The 21,785-nt window shown below is 74.0% G+C and carries 16 protein-coding genes; 10 read left to right on the plus strand and 6 right to left on the minus strand.

Annotated features, from left to right (window positions below; all coding sequences use genetic code 11):
* A partial coding sequence (locus ACFV4N_RS19240; RefSeq protein WP_499673902.1) for a helix-turn-helix domain-containing protein occupies positions 1-435 on the minus strand: 435 nt, incomplete at its 3' end.
* A 190-nt stretch (positions 436-625) separates the two neighbouring features.
* On the minus strand, positions 626-2,791 hold the full coding sequence (recD2, locus tag ACFV4N_RS19245) for an SF1B family DNA helicase RecD2 (RefSeq protein WP_499673903.1): 2,166 nt from the start codon (positions 2,789-2,791) through the stop codon (positions 626-628).
* A gap of 169 nt (positions 2,792-2,960) precedes the next feature.
* Between recD2 and ACFV4N_RS19250 the strand changes: the two genes are divergently transcribed.
* The 3 genes from ACFV4N_RS19250 to ACFV4N_RS19260 all read left to right on the plus strand — a co-directional run bounded on the left by ACFV4N_RS19250 (position 2,961) and on the right by ACFV4N_RS19260 (position 6,607).
* Positions 2,961-3,641, plus strand: coding sequence for a response regulator transcription factor (locus ACFV4N_RS19250; protein ID WP_499673904.1), 681 nt, complete (start codon positions 2,961-2,963; stop codon positions 3,639-3,641).
* 98 nt (positions 3,642-3,739) lie between these two features.
* Positions 3,740-4,729, plus strand: a complete 990-nt coding sequence (locus tag ACFV4N_RS19255) for a HAMP domain-containing sensor histidine kinase (protein WP_499673918.1) — start codon at positions 3,740-3,742, stop codon at positions 4,727-4,729.
* A 285-nt stretch (positions 4,730-5,014) separates the two neighbouring features.
* On the plus strand, positions 5,015-6,607 hold the full coding sequence (locus ACFV4N_RS19260; RefSeq protein ID WP_499673905.1) for a DUF4153 domain-containing protein: 1,593 nt from the start codon (positions 5,015-5,017) through the stop codon (positions 6,605-6,607).
* Here ACFV4N_RS19260 and ACFV4N_RS19265 read toward each other — a convergent pair.
* Positions 6,585-7,415 carry an alpha/beta fold hydrolase gene (locus tag ACFV4N_RS19265; RefSeq protein ID WP_499673906.1) on the minus strand — a complete coding sequence of 277 codons (831 nt, stop codon included), beginning with the start codon at positions 7,413-7,415 and terminating at the stop codon, positions 6,585-6,587. The genes ACFV4N_RS19260 and ACFV4N_RS19265 overlap by 23 nt on opposite strands.
* Before the next feature lie 73 nt (positions 7,416-7,488).
* On the opposite strand from ACFV4N_RS19265, the gene ACFV4N_RS19270 reads away from it, so the two are divergent.
* Genes ACFV4N_RS19270 through ACFV4N_RS19280 form a run of 3 tightly spaced genes read left to right on the plus strand, consistent with a single transcriptional unit; the run spans position 7,489 to position 9,830 of the window.
* Positions 7,489-8,109: a TetR/AcrR family transcriptional regulator gene (locus ACFV4N_RS19270; protein WP_499673907.1), complete on the plus strand. Its 621-nt coding sequence runs from the start codon at positions 7,489-7,491 to the stop codon at positions 8,107-8,109.
* Between the two features lie 60 nt (positions 8,110-8,169).
* Positions 8,170-9,309, plus strand: a complete 1,140-nt coding sequence (locus ACFV4N_RS19275; RefSeq protein ID WP_499673908.1) for a mechanosensitive ion channel family protein — start codon at positions 8,170-8,172, stop codon at positions 9,307-9,309.
* Between the two features lie 44 nt (positions 9,310-9,353).
* Entirely contained in the window at positions 9,354-9,830 is a 477-nt protein-coding gene (locus tag ACFV4N_RS19280) for a hypothetical protein (RefSeq protein WP_499673909.1), read from the plus strand.
* Between the two features lie 59 nt (positions 9,831-9,889).
* Here ACFV4N_RS19280 and ACFV4N_RS19285 read toward each other — a convergent pair whose 3' ends face one another.
* Entirely contained in the window at positions 9,890-13,087 is a 3,198-nt protein-coding gene (locus tag ACFV4N_RS19285; protein ID WP_499673910.1) for a S8 family serine peptidase, read from the minus strand.
* Positions 13,088-13,391: 304 nt separating this feature from the next.
* Between ACFV4N_RS19285 and ACFV4N_RS19290 the strand changes: the two genes are divergently transcribed.
* Entirely contained in the window at positions 13,392-14,387 is a 996-nt protein-coding gene (locus tag ACFV4N_RS19290; RefSeq protein WP_499673911.1) for a hypothetical protein, read from the plus strand.
* Positions 14,388-14,692: 305 nt separating this feature from the next.
* Here the strand turns inward: ACFV4N_RS19290 and ACFV4N_RS19295 are convergent, their stop codons facing one another.
* Positions 14,693-15,160 carry a cupin domain-containing protein gene (locus ACFV4N_RS19295; protein ID WP_499673912.1) on the minus strand — a complete coding sequence of 156 codons (468 nt, stop codon included), beginning with the start codon at positions 15,158-15,160 and terminating at the stop codon, positions 14,693-14,695.
* Between the two features lie 73 nt (positions 15,161-15,233).
* Between ACFV4N_RS19295 and ACFV4N_RS19300 the strand changes: the two genes are divergently transcribed.
* The gene (locus tag ACFV4N_RS19300) at positions 15,234-16,895 is read left to right on the plus strand and encodes an FAD-binding dehydrogenase (protein ID WP_499673913.1); all 1,662 of its coding nucleotides are present in this window, start codon (positions 15,234-15,236) and stop codon (positions 16,893-16,895) included.
* A 164-nt stretch (positions 16,896-17,059) separates the two neighbouring features.
* Here the strand turns inward: ACFV4N_RS19300 and ACFV4N_RS19305 are convergent, their stop codons facing one another.
* Positions 17,060-19,798: an AfsR/SARP family transcriptional regulator gene (locus tag ACFV4N_RS19305; RefSeq protein ID WP_499673914.1), complete on the minus strand. Its 2,739-nt coding sequence runs from the start codon at positions 19,796-19,798 to the stop codon at positions 17,060-17,062.
* A gap of 156 nt (positions 19,799-19,954) precedes the next feature.
* Here ACFV4N_RS19305 and ACFV4N_RS19310 point away from each other — a divergent pair, with 156 nt between their 5' ends.
* Positions 19,955-20,371, plus strand: a complete 417-nt coding sequence (locus tag ACFV4N_RS19310) for a hypothetical protein (protein WP_499673915.1) — start codon at positions 19,955-19,957, stop codon at positions 20,369-20,371.
* Positions 20,372-20,385: 14 nt separating this feature from the next.
* On the plus strand, positions 20,386-21,785 hold a 1,400-nt coding region (locus ACFV4N_RS19315; protein ID WP_499673916.1), incomplete at its 3' end, for a PPE domain-containing protein.

Raw genomic sequence — 21,785 nt, forward strand, 5'->3', positions numbered from 1 at the left:
CACCACGGCGTCGACCACCCGCCGGTCGGCCGCGCCGGGCCCCGGCGCGGCCCGCGCGTACTCCTCGGTCTGGAGCAGCTCCGGCACCAGTTCCACGGCGTGGTGCCGGATGCGGTCGGCGTCCTGCTCGAAGTCGTGGTAGGGCCGTTGGCACGGCGGCACGACCGCCCGGTGGTCGGACCAGCGCCCGCGCCGCGACCGCGCCCGCGCCAGTTCGACGATCTCCCGCTTCTGCTCCTCGGTGTGCACGCCGAAGTGGTCGAGGAGCATCCTGGCGTCGCCGGGCGTCAGCCCCTCCCGGCCCTTCTCCAGCTTGGTGACGCGGGTGGTGTCGCGGCCCAGCAGCGCCGCGACCTCCCTCGGCGCGACCCCGGCCCGCTCGCGCGCCTCGCGCAGGTGCAGGGACAGGAACTTGAGCCGCACCGTCGGCGTCACCGGCACCCTCGCCACCCGATCGCCCGCCCCACCGCAGTCGCCTCGCCGCGGTCGCCCTACCGCGGTCGCACCGCCGCCAGGCTAGCCGCCGGGCCGCCGGCTCCGGGCCCACCGGTCCCGTTCTCACCCGAAAGTGGACGCGCGAAGTCGTTGGCGCGCAAGGGGAACGGCGGGCGCGCCCCTCCCGGCCTCACAGCGCGCGGGCGAGGCGGTGGTCCAGCGCGGTGTGCCGCCGGCCCGCGCCCACGGTGCGGACCGCCTGCCCGATGGCCTTGCGCGACCCGACCAGCACCACGAGCTTCTTGGCGCGGGTGACCGCCGTGTAGAGGAGGTTGCGCTGCAGCATCATCCACGCCGAATTCGTGATTGGGATGACCACGCATGGGTATTCACTGCCCTGTGAGCGGTGAATCGTCATGGCGTAGGCGTGGGTCAACTCGTCCAGCTCGCCGAACTCGTAGTCCACGTCCTCTTCCTCGTCGGTCCGAACGGTCAGCCTCTGCTCCACCGCGTCGATCGCCGTGACCACGCCGACGGTCCCGTTGAACACGTTCTTGTCGTAGTTGTTGCGCATCTGGGTGACCTTGTCCCCGACCCGGAACACCCGGCCGCCGAAGCGGCGTTCGGGCAGGTCCGGCTTCGAGGGCGTCAGGGCTTCCTGGAGCAGCGCGTTGAGCCCGCCCGCACCCGCCGGCCCCCGGTGCATCGGCGCGAGTACCTGCACGTCGGTGCGCGGCTTCAGGCCGAACTTGCGCGGGATGCGGTTGGCGACCACGTCGACCGTCAGCGCCGCCGCGTCCTCGGCCTCCTCGGCGGGGAACAGGAAGAAGTCCGGCAGGCCCTGCACGAGCGGGTAGTCGCCGTTGTTGATGCGGTGCGCGTTGGTCACCACACCGGACTGCTGCGCCTGGCGGAAGATGTGCGTCAGCCGCACGTTCGGCACGGGGCCGCCGTCCGCCAGCACGTCCCGCAGCACCTCGCCCGCGCCGACCGAGGGCAGCTGGTCGACGTCGCCGACGAGCAGCAGGTGCGCGCCCGGCGCGACCGCCTTCACCAGCTTGTTGGCCAGCAGCAGGTCGAGCATGGACGCCTCGTCCACCACGACCAGGTCGGCGTCGAGCGGCCGGTCGCGGTCGTAGGCGGCGTCACCGCCGGGCTTCAGCTCCAGCAGCCGGTGCACGGTGCGGGCCTCGTGGCCGGTCAGCTCGGTCAGGCGCTTGGCCGCGCGCCCGGTGGGCGCGGCGAGCACCACGCGCGCGCCCTTGGCCAGCGCCAGCCTGACGATCGAGCGGACCGTGAAGCTCTTGCCGCAGCCCGGACCGCCGGTGAGCACCGCGACCTTGCGCGTCAGGGCCAGTTGGACGGCGGCGCGCTGCTTGTCCTCCAGCTCCGCGCCCAGCCACGCGAACGCCTTCCCCCAGTCGACCCGCCGGAACGCGGGCATCCGCTCCTCGTCCGCGTTCAGCAGCCTGAGGAGCTGGTTGGCCAGCGAGATCTCGGCGCGGTGGAACGCGAGCAGGTAGATCGCGGGCTCGCCGTCCGGCATGACCTCGCGGACCACGCCCTCCTCGGCGACCAGCTCGGCCAGGCAGTCGATGACCAGGCCGGCGTCCACCTGGAGAATCTTGATCGCGGCGGCGATCAGCTCGTTCTCGGGCAGGTAGCAGTTGCCGTCGTTGGTGGCCTCGGACAGCGTGAACTGGAGGCCCGCCTTGACGCGCTGCGGGCTGTCGTGCGGGATGCCGACGGCCTTGGCGATCACGTCGGCGGTGCGGAAGCCGATGCCCCACACGTCGTTGGCGAGCCGGTAGGGCTCCTCGCGCACGACGTCGATGGCCTTGTCGTTGTACTGCTTGTAGATGCGCACGGCCAGCGACGTGGACACGCCCACCCCCTGGAGGAAGACCATGACCTCCTTGATGGCCTTCTGCTCCTCCCACGCCGCCGCGATCATCTTCGTGCGCTTCGGCCCGAGCTTGGGCACCTCGACCAGCCGCTGCGGCTCGTGCTCGATGACGTCCAGCGCGCCCACGCCGAAGTGGGTGACGATCCGGTCGGCCAGCACCGGCCCGATGCCCTTGATCAGGCCCGACCCGAGGTAGCGGCGGATGCCCTGGATCGTCGCGGGCAGCACGGTCGTGTAGTCCTCGACGACGAACTGCTTGCCGTACTGGGGGTGCGAGCCCCACCGCCCGCGCATCCGGATCGACTCGCCCGGCTGCGCGCCCAGCAACGAGCCGACCACGGTCACCAGGTCGCCGCCGCGCCCGGTGTCGACGCGGGCGACCGTGTAGCCGGTCTCCTCGTTGGCGAACGTGATCCTCTCCAGCACCGCTTCCAGCACGGCATCACCCACCCCGCCACCCTAGGCCGCCGCACCGACAGGTCTTCGGGGCGGGCACGCGGACGCGCGCCGGGCCGGTGACGGTCGCCCCGGTCACCGCCGTCGCCCCGGCCGCCGGCCTCCACAGGACGTTCACAACTCTCGCCGCCCACCTCCACGACCCGCGCATAGGGTCGGTCCCATGACACGCCGGGTTCTGGTGGTCGAGGACGACCTGACCATCGCCGAGTCCGTGGCCGCGCGGCTGCGGGCGGAGGGGTTCGAGGTCTCGCTCGCGCACGACGGGCCGACGGCCGTCGAACGGGCGCACGACGCGGACCTCGTGGTGCTGGACGTGATGCTGCCCGGGTTCGACGGGCTGGAGGTGTGCCGGCGCGTCCAGGCCCGGCGGCCCGTGCCGGTGCTGATGCTGACCGCGCGCGGCGACGAGACCGACCTGCTGGTGGGGCTGGCCGTGGGCGCGGACGACTACCTGACCAAGCCGTTCTCCATGCGCGAGCTGGCCGCGCGGGTGCACGCGCTGCTGCGGCGGGTGGAACGGGCGGCGTCGGCGCCGGCGGCCCGGATCGCGCTGGCCGACCTGGAGATCGACCTGGCCGAGCGCCGGGTGCTGCGCGGCGGCGAGGAGGCGCACCTGACGCCGACCGAGTTCGAGCTGCTGGTGCACCTGGCCGAGCGGCCGCGGGCCGTGCAGTCGCGGGAACGCCTGCTCAACGAGGTGTGGGGCTGGCAGGAGGGCACGGGGACGCGGACCGTGGACAGCCACGTCAAGGCGTTGCGGCGCAAGCTCGGGGCGGACCTGATCCGCACCGTGCACGGCGTCGGGTACGCGCTGGAGGTGCCGAAGGCGGTGTCGTCGTGAAGCCGGCGGGGTCGGTGGGGCCGGCGGGGTCGGCGGGGCCGGCGGGGTCGGTGGGGTCCGGGGGCGGGTCGGTCGTGACGAGGGCCGTGTCGGCGGTCGTGGAGCTTCTGCCCAGGCCGCTCGACCCGGTGCGGTCGATCAAGCTGAAGATCGGCATCCTGCTGGTGGCGGCGTTCGCGGCCGGGTTCGCGTTCTTCTGGCACCGGATCGGCTGGCTGCCGCCCGGCACCACCATCGGGACCATGGCCATCGTGGTGCTGACCTCGCAGGTCCTGGCGCACGGCATGACCAGGCCGCTGCGGGAGATGACGGCGGCGGTGCGGGCGATGCGCGCGGGCGACTACAGCAGGCGCGTGCGGGCGACGGCGCGGGACGAGGTCGGCGAGCTGGCGTCCGCGTTCAACCAGATGTCCGCGGACCTCGACGCGGCCGACCGGCAGCGGCGCGAGCTGATCGCGAACGTGTCGCACGAGCTGCGCACCCCGATCACGGCGCTGCAGAACGTGCTGGAGAACGTCGTGGACGGGGTGGCGCCGGCGGACGCGACCACCCTGCGCACGGCGCTGGCCCAGACCGAGCGCCTCGGGCGGCTGGTCGCGGAACTGCTCGACCTGTCCCGCATCGACGCCGGCGCGCACCCGCTGGACCGGGCGGAGTTCCCCCTGGAACCGCTGCTGGCGGACGTGGTGGCGGAAGCCTCGGTGGCGGCCCGGGAGGTGCGCTTCACCGTGGACGTCTCACCGGCGGGCGCGGTGGTGTACGCGGACGAGGGCCGGCTGGCGCAGGTGGTGGCGAACCTGCTGGACAACGCGGCCCGCCACGGCCCGGCGGGCGGCGAGGTCCGGATCACCGCGTCGGTGGGGGAGGACCTGGTGCTGGAGGTCGCCGACGACGGGCCGGGGATCGCGCCCGGGGATCGGGAGCGGGTGTTCGAGCGGTTCACCAGGGGCGAGCGGGCGGCCGGCGGCGGCACCGGGCTGGGCCTGAACATCGCCCGCTGGGTGGTCGACCTGCACGGCGGGACGATCGCGGTGGTGGACGGGCCGGGGTGCCGGATCCGGGCGACCCTCCCCGCCACGGCCGGCTGAGCAACAGCCAGCTGAGCAACAGCCCGCCGAGCAACAGCCCGCCGAGCAACAGCCCGCCGAGCAACAGCCCGCCGAGCAACAGCCCGCCGAGCCACGGCCGGCCGAGCAACAGCCGAGCCACTGCCGATCGAACCGCGGCGAGCCGAGGGGCCGGCGCGCCACCGCATCGCTTCGCACGGGTCCTCGCCCAGGGGACCCCCTGATTTCATTCAACCACCGACCACCGACATTTTCGGCTCGCCCGGGACCGTCGGGGGGCGGTGACCCATGCCCTCGGAGGCCTCGATGTCCCCTGCCCACCCCGAGAACCCCGCGACTCCGGAGCCGACTCCGGAGCCAACGCCCTCCGCCCCCACCGCCCAGGCCGCCTCTCCCGCCACCACCCCCGCCCCGCCCTCCCAGCTCCCCACAGCCAAGCTCCCCACAGCCCAATCCCCCACAGCCCAGGCCCCCACCGCCCAATCCCCCACCACCCAGTCCCCCACCGCCCAATCCCCCACCGCCCAATCCCCCACCGCCCAATCCCCCACCCGGGTCCTCCTGATCGGCACCGCCGCCGGCGCCGGGGCCGCCGTCCTCCTCCCGCTCGACCGGCCGGGCCTCGGCTGGCTCCTCACCGCCCTCCTCGTCTTCGCCCTGCTCCGCGAGGTCAGACCCGGCTGGGCGGTCCTCTCCGCCGCCCTGTTCGCCACGGGCGCCCTCACCGCCTCCCCCTGGCTGTTCACCCTCTGCGCGATCGCCGGCTGCGCCGCCGGCTCCCTCGCCGTCGCCGGCGGTCGGACCGCCTGGGGCCTGTTCGTCGGCGCGGTCGCCGTGCCCGCGGCCACCCTGCGGGCCGTGCCGTGGCTGGCTCGCGGGCTCAAGGCCCGGGGCGCCCCGGCGCTCCTCCGCCCCGCCCTGGTCACCGCCGGGCTGCTGCTCGTCTTCACCCCGCTGCTCGCGAGCGCCGACCAGGTCTTCGCCGACCTGCTCTCCTCCGCCCTGCCCGACACCTCCGGCCAACCGGTCCTGCTGTTCTTCGCGGTCGGGCTGGGCACGGTCGGCGCGTGCTGCCTGATCGCCATGCCGCTGTCCGCCGACGACGACCCCAACGGGCCCGGCGAGCCGGCGCGCCCGGTGGCCCGCCGGGACTGGGCGCTGCCGGTGGGCGCGCTGGTGCTGCTGTTCGCCGCGTTCGTGGCCGTCCAGGTGTCCACCCTCTTCGGCGGCGACGACCACGTCCTCACCACCGCGGGCCTGACCTACGCCCAGCACGCCCGCTCCGGTTTCTGGCAGTTGTTGCTGGTCACGGCCCTGACCCTGGGGGTGATCGGGGTGGCGGCGCGCCGGGCCGCGCGGGACGAGCCGGGTGACCGCCGGCTGCTGCGCGCGCTGCTGGGCGCGCTGGGCGTGCTCACGCTGGTGATCGTCGCGTCGGCGCTGACCCGCATGTGGGTCTACCAGCAGGCCTACGGCTTCACGGTGCTGCGCGTCCTGGTGTCGGCCTGCGAGCTGTGGCTGGGCGTGGTCTACCTGCTGGTGCTGGCGGCGGGCGTGAAGCTCGACGGCCGGTGGCTGCCCCGGGCCGTGGTGGGCACCGGCTTGGCCGCCCTGCTCGCCATCGCCGCGCTCAACCCCGACCGGTTCACCGCCGAGCGGAACGTCGAGCGCTGGCACGCGACCGGCGACGTCGACGTGACCTACCTGAGCCGCCTGTCCGACGACGCCGTGCCCGCGCTGGTCGCCCTGCCGGAGGAGCTGCGGGCCTGCGCCCTCCGGGGCCGCCGCGTCGAGCGGGACGACTGGCGCGCCTGGAACCTGGGCCGCCGGCAGGCCCGGGAGGCGCTGGAGGCGCTGGCCGGGTCGGGCGCGCCGCTCAGGCCGTGCGGGCGCTGGTGACGTGGTCGGCGATCAGCTCGGCGACGGCGCGGGGGTGGGTGACCGGCGCCCAGTGCCCGGCGTCCACGACGCGCCGCCGCAGGTGCGGCACCCACCGCTCGACGCCCTCGGTCAGGGCCTCGGTCGCGTACCGGTCGCGCAGCGGGTGCACGAGCTGCACCGGCACGTCCGTCCGCCGCACGCGCGGCGCGCGCAGCCGCGGCACGAAGTTGGCCCGGTACAGCGCCATGCCGCGCACGCCGTCCTCCACGACGGTCGGCGACACGGGCGCCGTCACGCCCTCGACGCGCCGCAGGATGGCGCCCCACCGCGGGCCCACGACGTGCCGCCACACCAGGGGCGCGACGAACGGCAGGTGGAACGCGGCGATGTACCAGGAGCGGCGGAGCTGGTCCGGGTTGGCGATGCCGCGCATGCGGTGCCCGACGTGGTCCAGGCAGGGGCCGGAGATGGAGGTGTAGGAGGCGATGGGCGCGCCGGGGGTCGTCACTGCCTCCCACGCCTGGATGGAGCCCCAGTCGTGGCCGGCGACGTGCACGGGCTCGTCCGGGCTGACCGCCCTGGCCACCGCGAGCAGGTCCCGGCCGAGGACGGGCAGCCGGTAGGCGGCCAGCCCGCGCGGCGCGTCCGACCGGCCCGCGCCGCGCACGTCGTAGCTGACCACGTGGAACCGCTCGGCCAGCACGTCGGTCACGCCGTCCCACACGTGGTGCGTGTCGGGGTAGCCGTGCACCAGCAGGACGGTGGGGGCGGAGCGGTCGCCCCGCTCGAACACCGCCAGCCGCACACCGTCGGACTCCACGTACACGGCCGACCGCCCCCCTGAATTACTACGGAAACGTAGCCTTGGAAAAGCTACGACACCGTAGCAATATGGCCCCGTGAGCACAACGCGCCGGAAATACGCCCCGCGCCTGCCCCCTGAGCAGCGGCGCGAGCAGTTCCTGGACGGTGCCCTCGCCCTCATCGCCGAGGGCGGTTTCGACGCGCTCACCATGGAGGCCGTGGCCAGGCGGGCGGGCGTCACCAAGCCCGTGGTCTACGAGCTGTACGCGAACCGGGCCGAGGTGCTCGACGCCCTGCTCCGGCGCGAGGCCGAGCGCGCCACCGCCCAGGTGCTGGGCGCCATCCCGGGCACCGACTTCGCCGACCGCTCCCCCGAGGACGTCTACACCGACGCCGTCCGGGCGTTCGTCAACGCGGTGATGGCGGCGCCGGACCGCTGGCGGCTGGTCCTGGTGCCGCCCGAGGGCACCCCGCCGGAGTTCCGGATGCAGGTCGAACTGGTGCGGTCGCGGGTGTTGGCGCAGGTCAACGAGCTGGCCGACCTCGGCGTCAAGACCATGGGCGACCTGGACCTGGACGCCGAGCTGCTCGGTCACGCCATGCTCGCGCTGGCCGAGATGGCCGGTCGGCTGGCCGTCACCGCCCCGGAGCGGTTCACGCCCGACCGGCTGGTCGCGTTCGTGGGGAAAATCGCACACTTCCTCCCCCGCGCCTGAACTGCTCCACTCGTGGGTACGGCCCAGTGGAGTACCCAGAGAACGAGGAGGTGCCACTTCGTGCTCGCAGCCGTCATCACGTCCGCCGGCTCGCTGCTGGTCGCACTGGCGGTCGTCGCGCTCGTCCACCGGGTGGTCCGCCGCCTGGGACGGCGGTCCAGGCTGTTCGCCGAACTCGCCGAGCACGCCCACCGGCCCGCGCTGGCCGTCGCCGTGCTGTCGGCCGTGCAGGTCTCGCTGAGCGTCGTCGCGCGCGGCGACTGGCGGCCCGTCGCGCTGCACGTCACCGGGATAGCGCTCATCCTCGCCGGCGCCTGGCTGCTCGCGGCGCTGCTGGTGGTGGTCGAGGACGCGACCCTGGCCCGCATCCGGGTCGACGTGTCCGACAACCGGCACGCGCGGCGCGTGCACACGCAGATCACGCTGATCCGGCGGGTCACCGTGGTCGTGGTGGGCCTGCTCGCGGTGGCGGCGGTGCTGATGACGTTCCCGGACGCGCGGTCGGCGGGCACCTCGATACTGGCCTCGACCGCGGTGATCGGCGCCATCGCGGCGCTGGCGGCGCAGTCGCTGCTGGGCAACGTGTTCGCGGGCGTGCAGATCGCGTTCAGCGACGCCGTGCGGCTCGACGACGTGGTGGTCGTGGAGAAGCAGTGGGGCCGCATCGAGGACATCACGCTGACCTACGTCGTGGTGCACCTGTGGGACGACCGGCGGCTCATCCTGCCCACGTCGTACTTCATGAAGACGCCGTTCGAGAACTGGACGCGCACCCAGTCGGCGCTGCTCGGCACGGTCGAGCTGGACCTGGACTGGACCGTGCCGGTGGAGGACCTGCGGCAGGAGCTGCGGCACGCCCTGGAGGGCTGCGACCTGTGGGACGGCCGGGTGAGCGTGCTCCAGGTGACCGACGCGGTGGGGTCGTTCGTGCGGGTGCGGGCGCTGGTGAGCGCGTCCGACGCCGGGCGCCTGTGGGACCTGCGGTGCGTGGTGCGCGAGCACCTGGTGTCGTGGCTGCGGTCCCACCACCCCGGCGCGCTGCCGCAGGTGCGGGTCCGGGACCTGCCGCGCGCGGGCGGTCGGTCGGTCGAGCCGGCGGCCAACGGCGCGTCGGACAACCGGGTGTTCGGCGACAGCCCGGACGGGCAGGAGCGCGTGCAGGCGTTCAGCGGGCCGGACCAGCCGCTGCAACCGGGCTGACCCCGCGTTCCGTCCTGTCGGTGGGGTCCGAACGGGAGGTCTTCATGCGGAAACCGGTGGCGGTGGCGGTCCTGGCGCTCGTCGTGGCGGGGTGCGGGCGGCCGGCGGGCACGGGCGCGACGCCCGAGGGGGTCGTGACGGCGCCCTCGTCCGCTGTCGTCTCGTCCACCGCGACGCCGTCCGCCGTGAACCCGTCCACCGTGAACCCGTCCACCGCGAACCCGTCGGCTGCCCCGGAGGCCCCCGTGAAGCTCGGTCCCCGAGCCCAGGACGCGCTGGCCAGGGCGAAGGCCGAGGGCGCGCGGGTGGTCGGGGTGACGGTCTCCACCGAGGCCGGGCAGGTCGAGCGGGCCGCGGCCGGGCTGCGGGACCTGGGCGCGACCGTCGAGTCCGCGGACGCCGCGGCCGGGTACGTGCGCGCGACCGTGCCGGTGGACGAGGTGGCGCGGGTGCCCGCCGTCGAGGGCGTGCGGCAGGTGGACGTGGACGAACCGCTGTCCAACGGCGACCCCGCGCCCTGACGACGGGAAAGGGCCGCCCCCGGCGAACCGGGGACGGCCCTTTCAGCTGGAGCGGTGCGTCAGACCACGTTCCGCACGAGCACCGTGCCGCGGCCGACGACCGCGCCCTCCGAGGTCTGCACGGTCAGCTCACCGCGCAGCACCCGGCCGGCGCCGGCCGGGGCCAGGGCCGTCAGCACGCCCGGCACCGTCCACGACGCGCCGGCGACCCGCTCGGCGTCCGCGTCCGTCACCTGGACCGAGCCCAGGCCCGGGGTGGCGAACAGGTCGATGTAGTCGTACTCCGTGGTGCCCGCGGGCACCTCGAAGCCGTCCACGTTGACCCGCCACAGGCCCGGCGCCGGGTTGTTGACCGTCACCGACTCCTCCGAGTCGCCGTCCGCCTGCTGCGCCGCCGGCACGCAGGTGCCGCTGGTGCAGTTCAGGACGAACAGGTCGAGGTCGGCGGTCACGTCGGACGGGCGGCCGATGGTGGCGCGCAGCTGCGTCGCGCCCGGCAGCACGGTCACGTCGTAGAACTGCGACTCCGCGTTGGCGATGGTCGGCCGCTCGATGCGGGCGCTGGACAGCGCCCCGCCGACGACCTTGCCGGTGAACGAGCCCAGCGCGTTGGTCACCTCGTAGGAGCGCTCGACCGGCGTGCCCGCGGTCACCGACTCGATGGTGTCGGGGTTCGGGCTGATCGTGGTGCCCAGCACCGACGCGGTCACCGAGTACGGCGCCGAGGCGGTGTCGGAGGTGCGCCGCGCCTCGACCACGATCTCCCACACGCCCGGCGTCGGGTTGCTCACGGTGCGGCTGGTGGGCGAGCCACCGGCGCAGCCCGCGCCCGCGTCGGGGTTGTAGCAGTTGGTGGACGAGGTCGTGTCGAACGGCACGCCGTACGGGTCGTAGCGCAGGAACCGGACCTGGCCCTTGCCCGCCTCGGCGCCGCCGGCCGCCATGTCGACCTTCAGCGCGCTGGCGCCCTCCGGCACCCGCACGAAGAACGACTTCGACTGGTTGCGGTCGATCTTGCCGGTCTTGGTGACCGAGTACTTGCCCGCCGCGGTGAACTCGTCCGCCGCGAACACGCTGTTCAGCGTGAACACGTCGATGCCGCGCGTGCCGGGGTTGTCGAGCTTCAGCACGGCCGAGTGCGCGCCCGCGGTCTTCGGCCTGACCTTCACGTCGAACTTGACCGGCGTGTTCAGCGGCAGCGTGACCAGGGACTTCGACGAGAACGTGCCGTCGTTGCCCTGCCACTTGACCAGGAACTGCTGGTTGCGGTCCGGGCCGGTGGTGCGGGTCAGGGTGTAGGTGCGGGTGTACTCCTCGCCCACCTTCACGCCCTCGCGGTCGTGGATGCCGACACCCGTGTTCGGGGTGGCGAGCTGGCCCGCGAGCAGCGTGTTGACGGCCACCGAGGTGGTGACGGCCTGGGTGTTCGGGTGCGCGTTGAGCTGCGTCCACGCCTTCTTGGTGTCGAACAGGCCCGCGCCCTGCTCGTAGGCCTGGAGCGAGGACACCCACTTGGCGCCGGACTGGATGGCGTTGCGCAGCTCGGACACCGGCGGGCGCCGGCCGTCGTGCTCGGCCTTGTAGGCGGAGATCAGCAGCGCGGCGGCGCCGGCGGCCTGCGGGGCGGCCATCGAGGTGCCGTTCAGCATCGCGTAGCCGGCGGGCAGCGCGTAGGTGCCGGGCACCGGGTTCGGGTTCTGCCACTGCGGCGTGGTCGAGATCGCCGAGCCGGGCGCGACGATGTTCGGCTTGAAGCCGCCGTCCTCGCGCGGGCCGCGGGAGGAGAAGCCGTGCAGGCCCTCCTTCTGCGCGGTGACCGAGCCGTAGTTCGACAGCCAGGTCTCCTTGGTGATGTAGGAGCCGACGCTGATCGAGTTCGTGGCCACCGAGGGGTCGCCGACGGTGTTCGCGCCCGCGCCGCTGTTGCCGGCGGAGATGAACACCTGGACGTTGTACTCCTCGATGGTGCGGTTGTAGATCTCCGCACGGGCGTTGTTGCCGTCGTTGAGCGGCGGCAGGCCGCCGATCGAGATGTTGACGACGTCGGCGCCGTTGCGCGCCGCGTACAGCAGGCCGTCGATCAGGCCGCTGTTGGTGCACGACGGGGTCGACAGGCAGACCTTGACCGCCATCAGCTTCGCGCCGGGGGCCGCGCCCTGCATCTTGCCGTTGAACATCTTGTTCGCCGCGGTGATGCCCGCGACGTGCGAGCCGTGCGCGGCGGCCGAGATGCCGATGTTGACGTAGGCGGTGCCGCCGTTGTCGTAGATCGACCGGTCGGTCTGCACCACGAACGCCACGGTGTCGAGCACCGGGGTGGCCGGGTTGTCGACGCCGAAGTGGCCGACGTCCTTCTTGACCTTGTAGTCGATCATCGGCGTCTCGTCGGTGAAGTCGCCGTCGCCGTCGACGTCCACCCGGACCACCTTGGTGGTGCGGTCCTGGAGCACGCCGAACGCGTCCGCGCGGTCGCCGTCGCGGTTGATGTCGCCGCCGGTCTCGCTGTTGGCCAGGCCCAGGTCGCCCGCCGTCTCGCGGAACAGGCCGAAGCTGTAGGGGCCGCCGGTGGCCGGCGCCTTGTAGGTGGCGCCGCCGCTGGTGAACGCGCCGAGGTACGAGCCGGCCACGGGGACCCACGTGCCGTCGCCGGAGTTCGTGGCGTTCGCGTTGTACCAGTCGACGATCTTGCGCTCACCGGTCGACGTGGTGGCCAGCGCCGGGTGGTCCAGGTCGATGCCGGAGTCCATGATCGCGATCGTGGTGCCCCGGCCGTCCCACTTGGGGTGCTGGTCGGTGAACTGCGCCGCGTTGGTGTCCCGCGTCGGCATGTACGGGTTCTTCTTTGGCGTCTTCGCGTCCGGCGCCGGCTGCGGCAGCGGGGTGGTCGCGCCGTCCGGCCGCGGGTCGTCCAGCTCGACCAGGCCGTCCACGTCCACCGAGTTCACCGAGGCGAGCTTGGCGGCCTTCTCGGCCTTGTCGCGCGGCACCGACACCCGCAGGTAGTCGACGTCCCGCTCGGTGGCCTCGACGACGCCGCCGAGGGCCTTGAGGTCGGCGGCCGCGGAATCGGTCCGGCCCTCCTCGGCGGCGACCAGGAGCGTGACGTTCGCCCGGCCGGCGCGCTCCGCCTCGGAGATCCGCTCCAGGTCCTGCTTGTCGAGCTGCTTGTCAGCGGGCGCGGGCGCGGTCGGCGCCTCCTGCGCGACCGCCGGCCCGGCGGTGAGGCCGAGGCCGGCGGTGCCGAGCACGGCGGCCATCAAGGCCGCACCGGTGCGGTGTCTCCACCGACTTACCGAGTTGATCACGGCGCAAACCCTTCGTGGGAAAAGATTGGCGCAAGCACATCCCCCCGGGTTCGCCCGGACAATCGGACGAACAGCGCAACAGAGAAGTCCTAATTGGACTGAACGGACCCTTGCGCGAATGCGCGAATTGTGCCGGACAAGTCGAGAACGACCGCGACACCTCCAGTCAAGAGCCAATCGGCCGGTGTGTCAACCAGTGTCAACGGTGAATCGCCGATTCACCCCCGATATCCGTAACGAACCGCACACCAACCCGATGACGAGCAGACTGGTCGGCATCGTGGACGTCGTGCCGATCGACCGGATAGCCGACGAGCTGTACGCCCTGCCGCCGGCCGGGTTCGTCGCGGCCCGGGACGCCCACGCCCGGCGGGCCGCCGAACGCGGCGACCAGGCCCTGGCCAGGGAGATCGCCGCGCTGCGCAAGCCGACGGCGTCGGCGTGGGCGCTGAACTCGCTGGCCCGCGAGTCCGACGTGCTCGGCGACCTGCCGGCGCTGGGCGAGGAGCTGCTGGCGGCGGAGGGGCTGCGCGGCAACGCGCTGCGGCGGCTGAGCACGCGGCGGCGGGTCGCGCTGAACGCACTGGTGCGGCGGGCCGAGGACCTGGCGCGCGCGGCGGGCCACCCGCTCGGGCCGGAAGCCGTGCGGCAGGTGCGCGCGACCCTGGCGGCGGCGATCGCGGACCGCGTGCTGGCCGCCCGGATCCGGGCCGGGCGGCTGGTCAAGCCGGTCGAGCGGACCGCGTTCACGCCGGCGGGCGGGACCGTGCGCGACGAACTGGCGCCCCGCCGCGCGCGCCGCCGGGAGCGGGAGCTGGCCAGGGCGTGCGAGGACGTCGACGCCGCCCACGCGGACGTGCGACGGGCGGAGTCGACCCTCGCCGAGGCGAACCGGGAGCTGGACGAACGGGCCGAGCACGCGGCGGCGGCGCACGCCGAGTTCCGGCGGGCGCAGCGGGCCGAGCACGAGGCGGCGGTCACCGCCGAACGGGCGCGCCGCCGCGCGGACGGCGCGCGGGACCGGCTCGACCGGGCCCGGCAGCGGGTCACCGACCTGCGCGGCGACCGCGGCCCGACCGGCAGCGACCCGACCGGCAGCGGCCCGACCGCCAGCGGCCCGACCGCCAGCGACCCCACCGGCGCCGGCCCCACGGACTTCGGCCCCACCGATCCCGGCCTCGCAGACCCGGGCCCCGGCCCCACCGACACCGGCAGCGGGCGACCCCGACGACGGCCGTCCGACCCGTCGTGATACCCGACACCTCCCGGTCACCCGGGGAACAGGCGTTCGACACGCACCGTTCTACTGGTGGTCGGCGCGGTGGACGCCGCACCGGACGTCAGGACCGCCAGGGCGCCTCCCCCCATGCCCCGTGCGGCACCTCTCCCCGAGACGTTGCAGGTGCGCCCACGCACGCCCGACCGCCGTCGGCCGGACGGTACTCCCCCTCACCGGACGGCCGGCGGCCTTTTCGCCCCGCACCATGACCATCCCCTCGGCACTCCAAGGCATCCCCGCCCCTCCACGGCACCCCGCCCCCGCATCCCCGGCAACCCTCAGACCATGTACTGGTCGTGCCGGGCGTACAGCTCGGTCCACTCCTCCGGGGTGAGCTGCCGCCCGCTCTCGCCGATCTCGGCCAGCTCCCGGAAGTACTCCTCGCGCGGCGGGGCCGGGGCGAACAGGATCAACATCGACGCGGGCTCGTCGGAGTCGTTGCGGAAAGCGTGCACCCCCCGTTCCGGCACGTGCAGGAAATCACCCGGGTTCGCCTCGACCCACGTCTCGCCGTTGAACAGCCGGACCGTTCCGGACAGCACGTAGAACGACTCGGAGAACGTCTTGTGGAAGTGCGCGGCCGGGCCGCCGGCGTGCGGGCGCATCCGCCACTCGAACAGCCCGAACCGCCCGTCGGTCACGTCCCCGGTGCCCACCAACCGCGCCGTGGTCAGCGGTCGGTCGATGGTCGGCACGGCGTCCACCGGCCGCCACAGGGCGTTGACCTCGCCTGATGCGTACGACATGGATCCCCCTCCAGAAAAAGTGAATTTTATTCGACTGTCTTGCGCGACGTGCGCTTCGATCTAGACTCGCCCGATGGCACATGGGGCGGATGCGGATGTCATCGTCGTCGGCGCGGGTCTCGCGGGCCTGGTCGCCACCGCCGAGCTGGTCGACGCGGGCCGCCGGGTCATCCTGCTCGACCAGGAGCCGGAGTCCTCGTTCGGCGGGCAGGCGTTCTGGTCGTTCGGCGGGCTGTTCATGGTCGACACGCCCGAGCAGCGGCGCCTGAAGGTCCGCGACTCGGCCGAGCTGGCGCTCCAGGACTGGCTGGGCTCGGCGGCGTTCGACCGCGACTGCGACCACTGGCCGAGGCGGTGGGCCGAGGCGTACGTGCACTTCGCGGCGGGCGAGAAGCGGTCGTGGCTGCACGCGATGGGCGTCCGCTGGTTCCCGCTGGTGCAGTGGGCCGAGCGCGGCGGGTACCTGGCCGGCGGGCACGGCAACTCCGTGCCGCGGTTCCACGTCACCTGGGGCACCGGGCCGGGCATCGTGGCGCCGTTCGCGCGGCGGGTGCGCGAGGGCGTCGCGCGCGGCCTCGTCGACCTGCGGTTCCGGCACCGCGTGACCGGCCTGACCAGCACCGGCGGCGAGGTCGACGGCGTCAGCGGCTCGGTGCTGGAGCCCAGCGCGGTCGGGCGCGGCGAACCCAGCTCCCGCACGGCCGTGGCCGAGTTCGAGCTGCGGGCCCAGGCCGTCGTGATCACCTCCGGCGGCATCGGCGCCAACCACGAGATGGTGCGCCGCAACTGGCCGGCCCGCCTGGGCACCCCGCCGGAGCACATGCTGTCCGGCGTGCCCGACCACGTGGACGGCGAGCTGCTCAAGGTGGTGCAGGAGGCCGGCGGCAACGTCGTCAACGAGGACCGCATGTGGCACTACCCCGAGGGCATCGCCAACTACGCCCCGGTGTGGAGCCACCACGGCATCCGCATCCTGCCCGGCCCGTCGCCGCTGTGGCTCGACGCCACCGGCCAACGCCTGCCGGTGCCCCTGTTCCCGGGCTTCGACGCCCTGGGCGCGCTGGAGCACATCGTCAAGACCGGCCACGGCCACTCGTGGTTCGTGCTGAACAAGCGGATCATCGGCAAGGAGTTCGCGCTGTCGGGCTCGGAGCAGAACCCCGACCTGACCGGCAAGGACGTCAAGCAGGTGCTCAGGCGCGCCCTGCCCGGCGCGGTCGCGCCCGTCGAGGCGTTCGCCAAGCTGTCCGACGAGTTCATCTTCGGCGACACCCCGGCCGAGCTGGCCGCCGGCATGAACGAGCTGACCGGCACGTCGCTCATCGACGCCGACGAGCTGCGGCGCACGATCGTGGAGCGCGACCGCCAGGTCATCTCCGGCCTGGGCAAGGACGCGCAGGTCAACGCCATGCGCGAGGCCCGCCGCTTCCTGACCGACAAGCTGATCCGCGTGGTCGAGCCCCACCCCCTCCTCGACCCCAAGGCCGGCCCCCTGATCGCCGTCCGCCTCTCCGTCCTGACCCGCAAGACCCTGGGCGGCCTGCACACGGACCTCTCCGCCCGCGTCCTGACCCCGTCCGGCGACCCGCTGCCCAACGTCTACGCGGCCGGCGAGGCGTCGGGCTTCGGCGGCGGCGGCGTCCACGGCTACCGGGCCCTGGAGGGCACCTTCCTGGGCGGCTGCCTCTTCTCCGGCCGGGTGGCCGGCCGCGCGGCCGCCGAGGCGGTGCGCTAGTCCCGACCGGACGACACGCAATACCCGACCGGACGACACGCCGACAGGTCCACCCCACTGCGCGCGTGTCGTCCACTCCGGCATCGCGTGTCGTCCACTGGGGTGTCGCGAGTCGTACGTTCAGGGCCCGCGAGTCGTACGTTCGGGATCGGTGAGTTCTGCGGTCAGGACGCCGGGTGGGTGGACAGGGACAGTTTGCGGGCCAGGTCGTCGGCGTCCGCGAGGCGCAGGTCGCGGTACAGGTTGAACGCCGCCAGCCAGTGCGGGCGGGCCGCGTCCACGCCCTCCGACTGCTCCAGCACGTCACCGATGGCCCGGTGGCACAGCGCCTCCTGGTACCGGTCGCCCAGCCGCGCCGCCAGCGCCAGCCCCGCCCGGTACGACTCCAGCGCCTCGTCGGCACGCCCCAGCTGCTGCGACGCCGCGCCCAGCGTGTGCAGCGTCGCGGTGTGCGCCTTGGACGGCGCCGCGGGGAACAGGCCCAGCGCCTCCGTCGCGTGCTTCAGCGCCTCCTCCGGCTGGTGCTTGCGCAGCAGCACGTTCGCCAGGTTGTTCCGGAGGTTCGCCTGCGTCCGGTCGTCGCCCACCTCGCGGGCCACCTCCAGCGCCTCCAGGATCACCTCCTGCGCCCGGTCCAGCCGGTCGTCCGCCATCAGGCAGTACCCGAGGTTCGCCAGCGCCGCCAGCTCCAGGTCACGGTCGCCGGCCGCCAGCGCCGCCGCGCGCGTGCACGCCTCGACCGCCTCGTCGATCCGACCGAGGTCGGCCAGCGTCGAGCCCAGGCGCAGCAGGAACGTCGCCTCCGCGTGCCCGTCCCCCAGCGACCGCGCCGCCGCCAGCCCGATCCGGCACAGCGCCAGCCGGTCCAGCCGGTTGCCGCGGCGGAAGTGGAACGCGTCCAGGCACAGCGCCAGCTGCCACGTCCGCTCGCGCTCGCCCGCGTTCACCGCGATGTCCAGCGCCAGCCCGAGGTTGGCCTCCTCCAGCGTGAACCAGTCCAGCGCCGCCGCGTGCGACGACAGCTCCGGGAACGACGCGGGCCGGTGCTCCGGCGGCCCGAACGGCAGCACGTGGTCCGACAGGTGCGCCCGCGCCGAGTCCGCCACGTGCAGGTAGTAGTCCAGCAGCCGGTCCGCGGCCAGCTTGTTGTCCGCTTCGGACTCGAACGCCGCCAGGTGGTGGGTGAACAGCCGCACCAGGTCGTGCCGCGAGTACCGGTCCGGCGTGGACTCGTGCAGCAGGTTGGCGTAGGCCAGGGTCCGCAGGTGCGTCCGCGCGCTCACCACGTTGATGTCCAGCAGCGCCGCCGCCGCGTAGCTGTCCAGGTCCGTGCCGGGGTGCAGCCCCAGCCGCCGGAACAGCCGCGCCGCGCCCTCCGGCAGCTCCCGGTAGCTCACCGCCAGCGCCGCGTGCACCCCGCGACCCGCCTCGGGCAGCGACAGCGCCGACAGCCGCCCCTGCTCGTCGCGCAGCTCGTCCACCAGCGACTGGATCGTCCACCGCGGCCGGGACGCCAGCCGCGCGCCCGCGATCCGCAGCGCCAGCGGCAGCCGGTCGCACAGCTCGCACAGCTCGGCCACCGCCTCCGGCTCCTGCTCGATCCGCGGCTGGCCCAGCAGCGCCGCCAGCAGGTGCTCCGCGCTCTCCTCCGGCAACGTCGGCACGTGCAGCGACGTCGCGCCCTCCGTCACCACCAGGTCGTCCAGCCGGTGCCGCGAGGTGACCAGCACCAGGCACCGCGCCGAGCCCGGCAGCAGCGGCCGGACCTGCTCGGCGGACCGGGCGTTGTCCAGCAGCACCAGCACGCGCCGCCCGGCCAGCAGCGACCGGTACTGCGCTGCCTGGTCCTCCAGGTCCGCCGCGATCTGCGAGTCCGTCAGCCCCAGCGCGCGCAGGAACCCGACCAGCGCGGTCCGCGGGTCCAGCGGCTCGGTCTCGTCGAACCCGCGCAGGTTGACGAACAGCTGCCCGTCCGGGAAGTCGCCCGCCACCCCGTGCGCCCAGCGCAGCGCCAGCGCCGTCTTGCCCACCCCGGCCGGCCCGACCAGCAGCCCGATCGCCGAGTCCTGCCCCATCAGGCACTCGCGCAGGTCCGACAGCTCCAGCTCCCGGCCCACGAACCCGCGGTGCTCGCGCGGCAACTGGGCCGGCGCGTGGCTCACCGCGGCCCTCGACGGCACGACGTCGCCGGCCAGCACGGTCTGGTAGGCGTCGCGCAGCTCCGGCCCCGGGTCGACGCCCAGCTCCTCGGCCAGCCGCTCCCGCGTCCGGTGGAACAGCTCCAGCGCCTCGGCCTGCCGCCCGGTCCAGTGCAGGGCCAGCACGAGCCGCGCCACCAGGGCCTCGCGCAGCGGGTCCGCCGCCACCTCGTCGCGCAGGCCCGGCACCGCCTCGGCCGCCCGGCCCAGCCGGAACAGCCTGGTCGCCAGGTCCTGCACGGCCGCCAGCCGCTGCTCCTCCAGCCGCGCCGTCACCGCCTCGCGCAGCTGGTCGCCGGGCACGTCGGCGAGCACCGGGCCCCGCCACAGCGCCAGCGCCTCCCGCAACAGGTCGACGGCCTGCTCGTCCGCCGCGTCCCGGGCCCGCGCCACCAGGTCCTCGAACCGGAACGCGTCCACCGCCTCCCGCGAGCCGGTGAGCACGTAGCCGGGGGCGCGCGTGACGAGCGCTACACCACCGGACAGGACCTTCCGGAGTTGGGCGATATGTCCCTGTAGGGCGGCTTTCGCCTGCGGGGGCGGTGACCCGTCCCACACCACGTCCAGGAGGCGATCTCCGGACACCACCCGGTTCAGCTCCAAGGCGAGGGCCGCCAAGACGGTCCTGCGCTTCGCCGCTCCCAGGCGAACCGGCTCCCCACCTGCGGAAACCAGCTCCACCGGGCCGAGCAGGTTGACCCGCATCCTGCAACCTTTCGGGGCAGTCACCTTGTGATCCGAGAGTTTGTCACAGCGGCCGCGACGCCCCCGACGGGCGCGTTGGCCCCGCGTTGGCCCGGCGTTGGAGGTCACCGGGAACGTCTGTTCCGTCCAGCAGGCTGCCTTCGCGAGGGATTGACGATGTACATCGCCGAAGACGGGGGCGAGCAGGCCCCGCCGCGGGAGGCCCCGACCCTCGGCACGAAGGTCGCGGCCCTCCGGGAGACCGTGAACTCCGGGCAGGTGTCGCTCGACCCGGCCACCGGCGAGGAGCTGCGCAGGATGCTCCTGGAGCAGATCGACCAGGTCGACTCGTGGCTGGAGCGGGCCGGCCGCCTGGCGCGCCCCGCCCCGCTCGGCGCCAACCCCGTCGGCGACAAGATGGCCCACAAGTTCGAGGCCCGCGCCGACGGCGACCCGCGGTCGTTCGTGTCCGTGATGACCGCCTACCGCGAGGTGCTCCAGCAGACGCACGACTCCGTGCGGAGCGCGATCCGCAACTTCACGGCGGCCGACGAGGAGCACGAGGTCGAGATGAAGCGGCTGAGCGGGAACTGAGAGGACCGGCGGAGATGAAGCGGCAGCCTGAGGAGATCGACCTGGTCCTGACCGAGGCGCAGAACTGGGCGTCCCGGTCCCACCGCGAGCTGTACGAGGCGGTGCACAACAACAACGACCCCGGTCAGACCGGCGAGATCGGCGCGGAGTGGGGCCAGTTCGGCACCGAGCTGACCGAGGCGGCGCGGCTGATCAACGAGCGGGTGGCGCTGACCGAGTCCGGCTGGACGGGCGACGCCGCGGACGCCGCGCGCGCGTCGATCAAGATGCTCGCCGAGTGGGTCACCGACACCGCGGCGACCGCCGTCGAGGTCGGCAAGCGCGTGCAGGACCAGAGCCACATCATGGAGAACGCGCGGGCGAGCATGCCCGAGCCGGTCGAGTTCAACTGGGACCAGGCGGCCGGGACGTTCACCGCGGGCGGCATCCAGGGGCTGGCGAGCTCGGCCGCCGACGTGCAGGCGGCCAACGAGCACGCGCGGGCGCTGCACGAGCACGCCGTGACCGTGATGAACACGATGGAGAAGGAGTCACGGGCGGTCGACCAGACCACGCCCGTGTTCACCCCGCCGTTCAACCCGGTGACCGGGGAGACCGAGGAGCCCCGGCTCATGCTCGCGGCGACCTCGGTGTCGGGCCCGACGCTGGGCGACGCGACGGCGGTCAGCGCGTACTCGTCCGGCGGCGGCGGCGCGGCGACGGCCCCGTCCGGCTACGCGGCGACGGCCGAGCGGCCCGTGACGCCGCTGTCCCCCGCCGCGTCCTACTCGCCCCCCGCGCAGGGCGGCTCGTACCAGTCGGCCATGGCGCCCGGCGCGCCGCTGCCCCCGGCGGTCTCCCGGCCCGAGGGCACGACGGCGGCCGCGGCGGCGGCGCAGGTGCCGGTGGCCAACCCGTACACCCCGCCGAGCTACACCGCGCCCTCGGGCTACACCGCCCCGAGCTACAGCGCGCCGAGCTACAGCGCGCCGAACCCGGCGCAGGGCTACACCACGCCCAGCTACAACAACCCGGGCTACACCCCGCCGAACTACAACAACCCCGGCTACACGCCGCCGGGCAGCGGCTACGTGCCGCCGTACCAGCCGGCGAACCCGAACACCACGCCCAAGCAGGGCGGGGGCACCCTGCCGCCCGGCGTGAAGCCGCCGGCCTACGTGCCCGCCGGCAGCCCCGGCACGCCCCCCGTGACGAGCACGTTCCCCGGGTCGGGCACGGGTCGCGGGCCGACGGGCGGCCTGCCCGGCTTCGGGCCGACCGGCGGCGCGGGCGGCTTCGGCCCGACGGGCTCGGGCGGCGCGGGTGGCGGCGGTGGCGCGGGCGGCGCCCTCGCGGCGGGCGGCTCGACGGCCACGACCGGTCCCGGCGCGGCGCGCGGCCCGGTGCCCGGCGGCTTCGGCCCCGGCGCGGCGGG

The sequence above is a fragment of the Actinosynnema sp. NPDC059797 genome (assembly GCF_042732085.1).
Taxonomy (GTDB): domain Bacteria; phylum Actinomycetota; class Actinomycetes; order Mycobacteriales; family Pseudonocardiaceae; genus Actinosynnema.

What these genes read in the sequence shown, in the direction of transcription:
- ACFV4N_RS19250 (WP_499673904.1), top strand. Translation starts at nt 2,961, where the DNA reads ATGACACGCCGGGTTCTGGTGGTCGAGGACGACCTGACCATCGCCGAG.
- ACFV4N_RS19260 (WP_499673905.1), top strand. Translation starts at nt 5,015, where the DNA reads ATGTCCCCTGCCCACCCCGAGAACCCCGCGACTCCGGAGCCGACTCCG.
- ACFV4N_RS19280 (WP_499673909.1), top strand. Translation starts at nt 9,354, where the DNA reads ATGCGGAAACCGGTGGCGGTGGCGGTCCTGGCGCTCGTCGTGGCGGGG.
- ACFV4N_RS19285 (WP_499673910.1), bottom strand. Translation starts at nt 13,087, where the DNA reads ATGGCCGCCGTGCTCGGCACCGCCGGCCTCGGCCTCACCGCCGGGCCG.
- ACFV4N_RS19290 (WP_499673911.1), top strand. Translation starts at nt 13,392, where the DNA reads ATGACGAGCAGACTGGTCGGCATCGTGGACGTCGTGCCGATCGACCGG.
- ACFV4N_RS19295 (WP_499673912.1), bottom strand. Translation starts at nt 15,160, where the DNA reads ATGTCGTACGCATCAGGCGAGGTCAACGCCCTGTGGCGGCCGGTGGAC.
- ACFV4N_RS19300 (WP_499673913.1), top strand. Translation starts at nt 15,234, where the DNA reads ATGGCACATGGGGCGGATGCGGATGTCATCGTCGTCGGCGCGGGTCTC.
- ACFV4N_RS19305 (WP_499673914.1), bottom strand. Translation starts at nt 19,798, where the DNA reads ATGCGGGTCAACCTGCTCGGCCCGGTGGAGCTGGTTTCCGCAGGTGGG.
- ACFV4N_RS19310 (WP_499673915.1), top strand. Translation starts at nt 19,955, where the DNA reads ATGTACATCGCCGAAGACGGGGGCGAGCAGGCCCCGCCGCGGGAGGCC.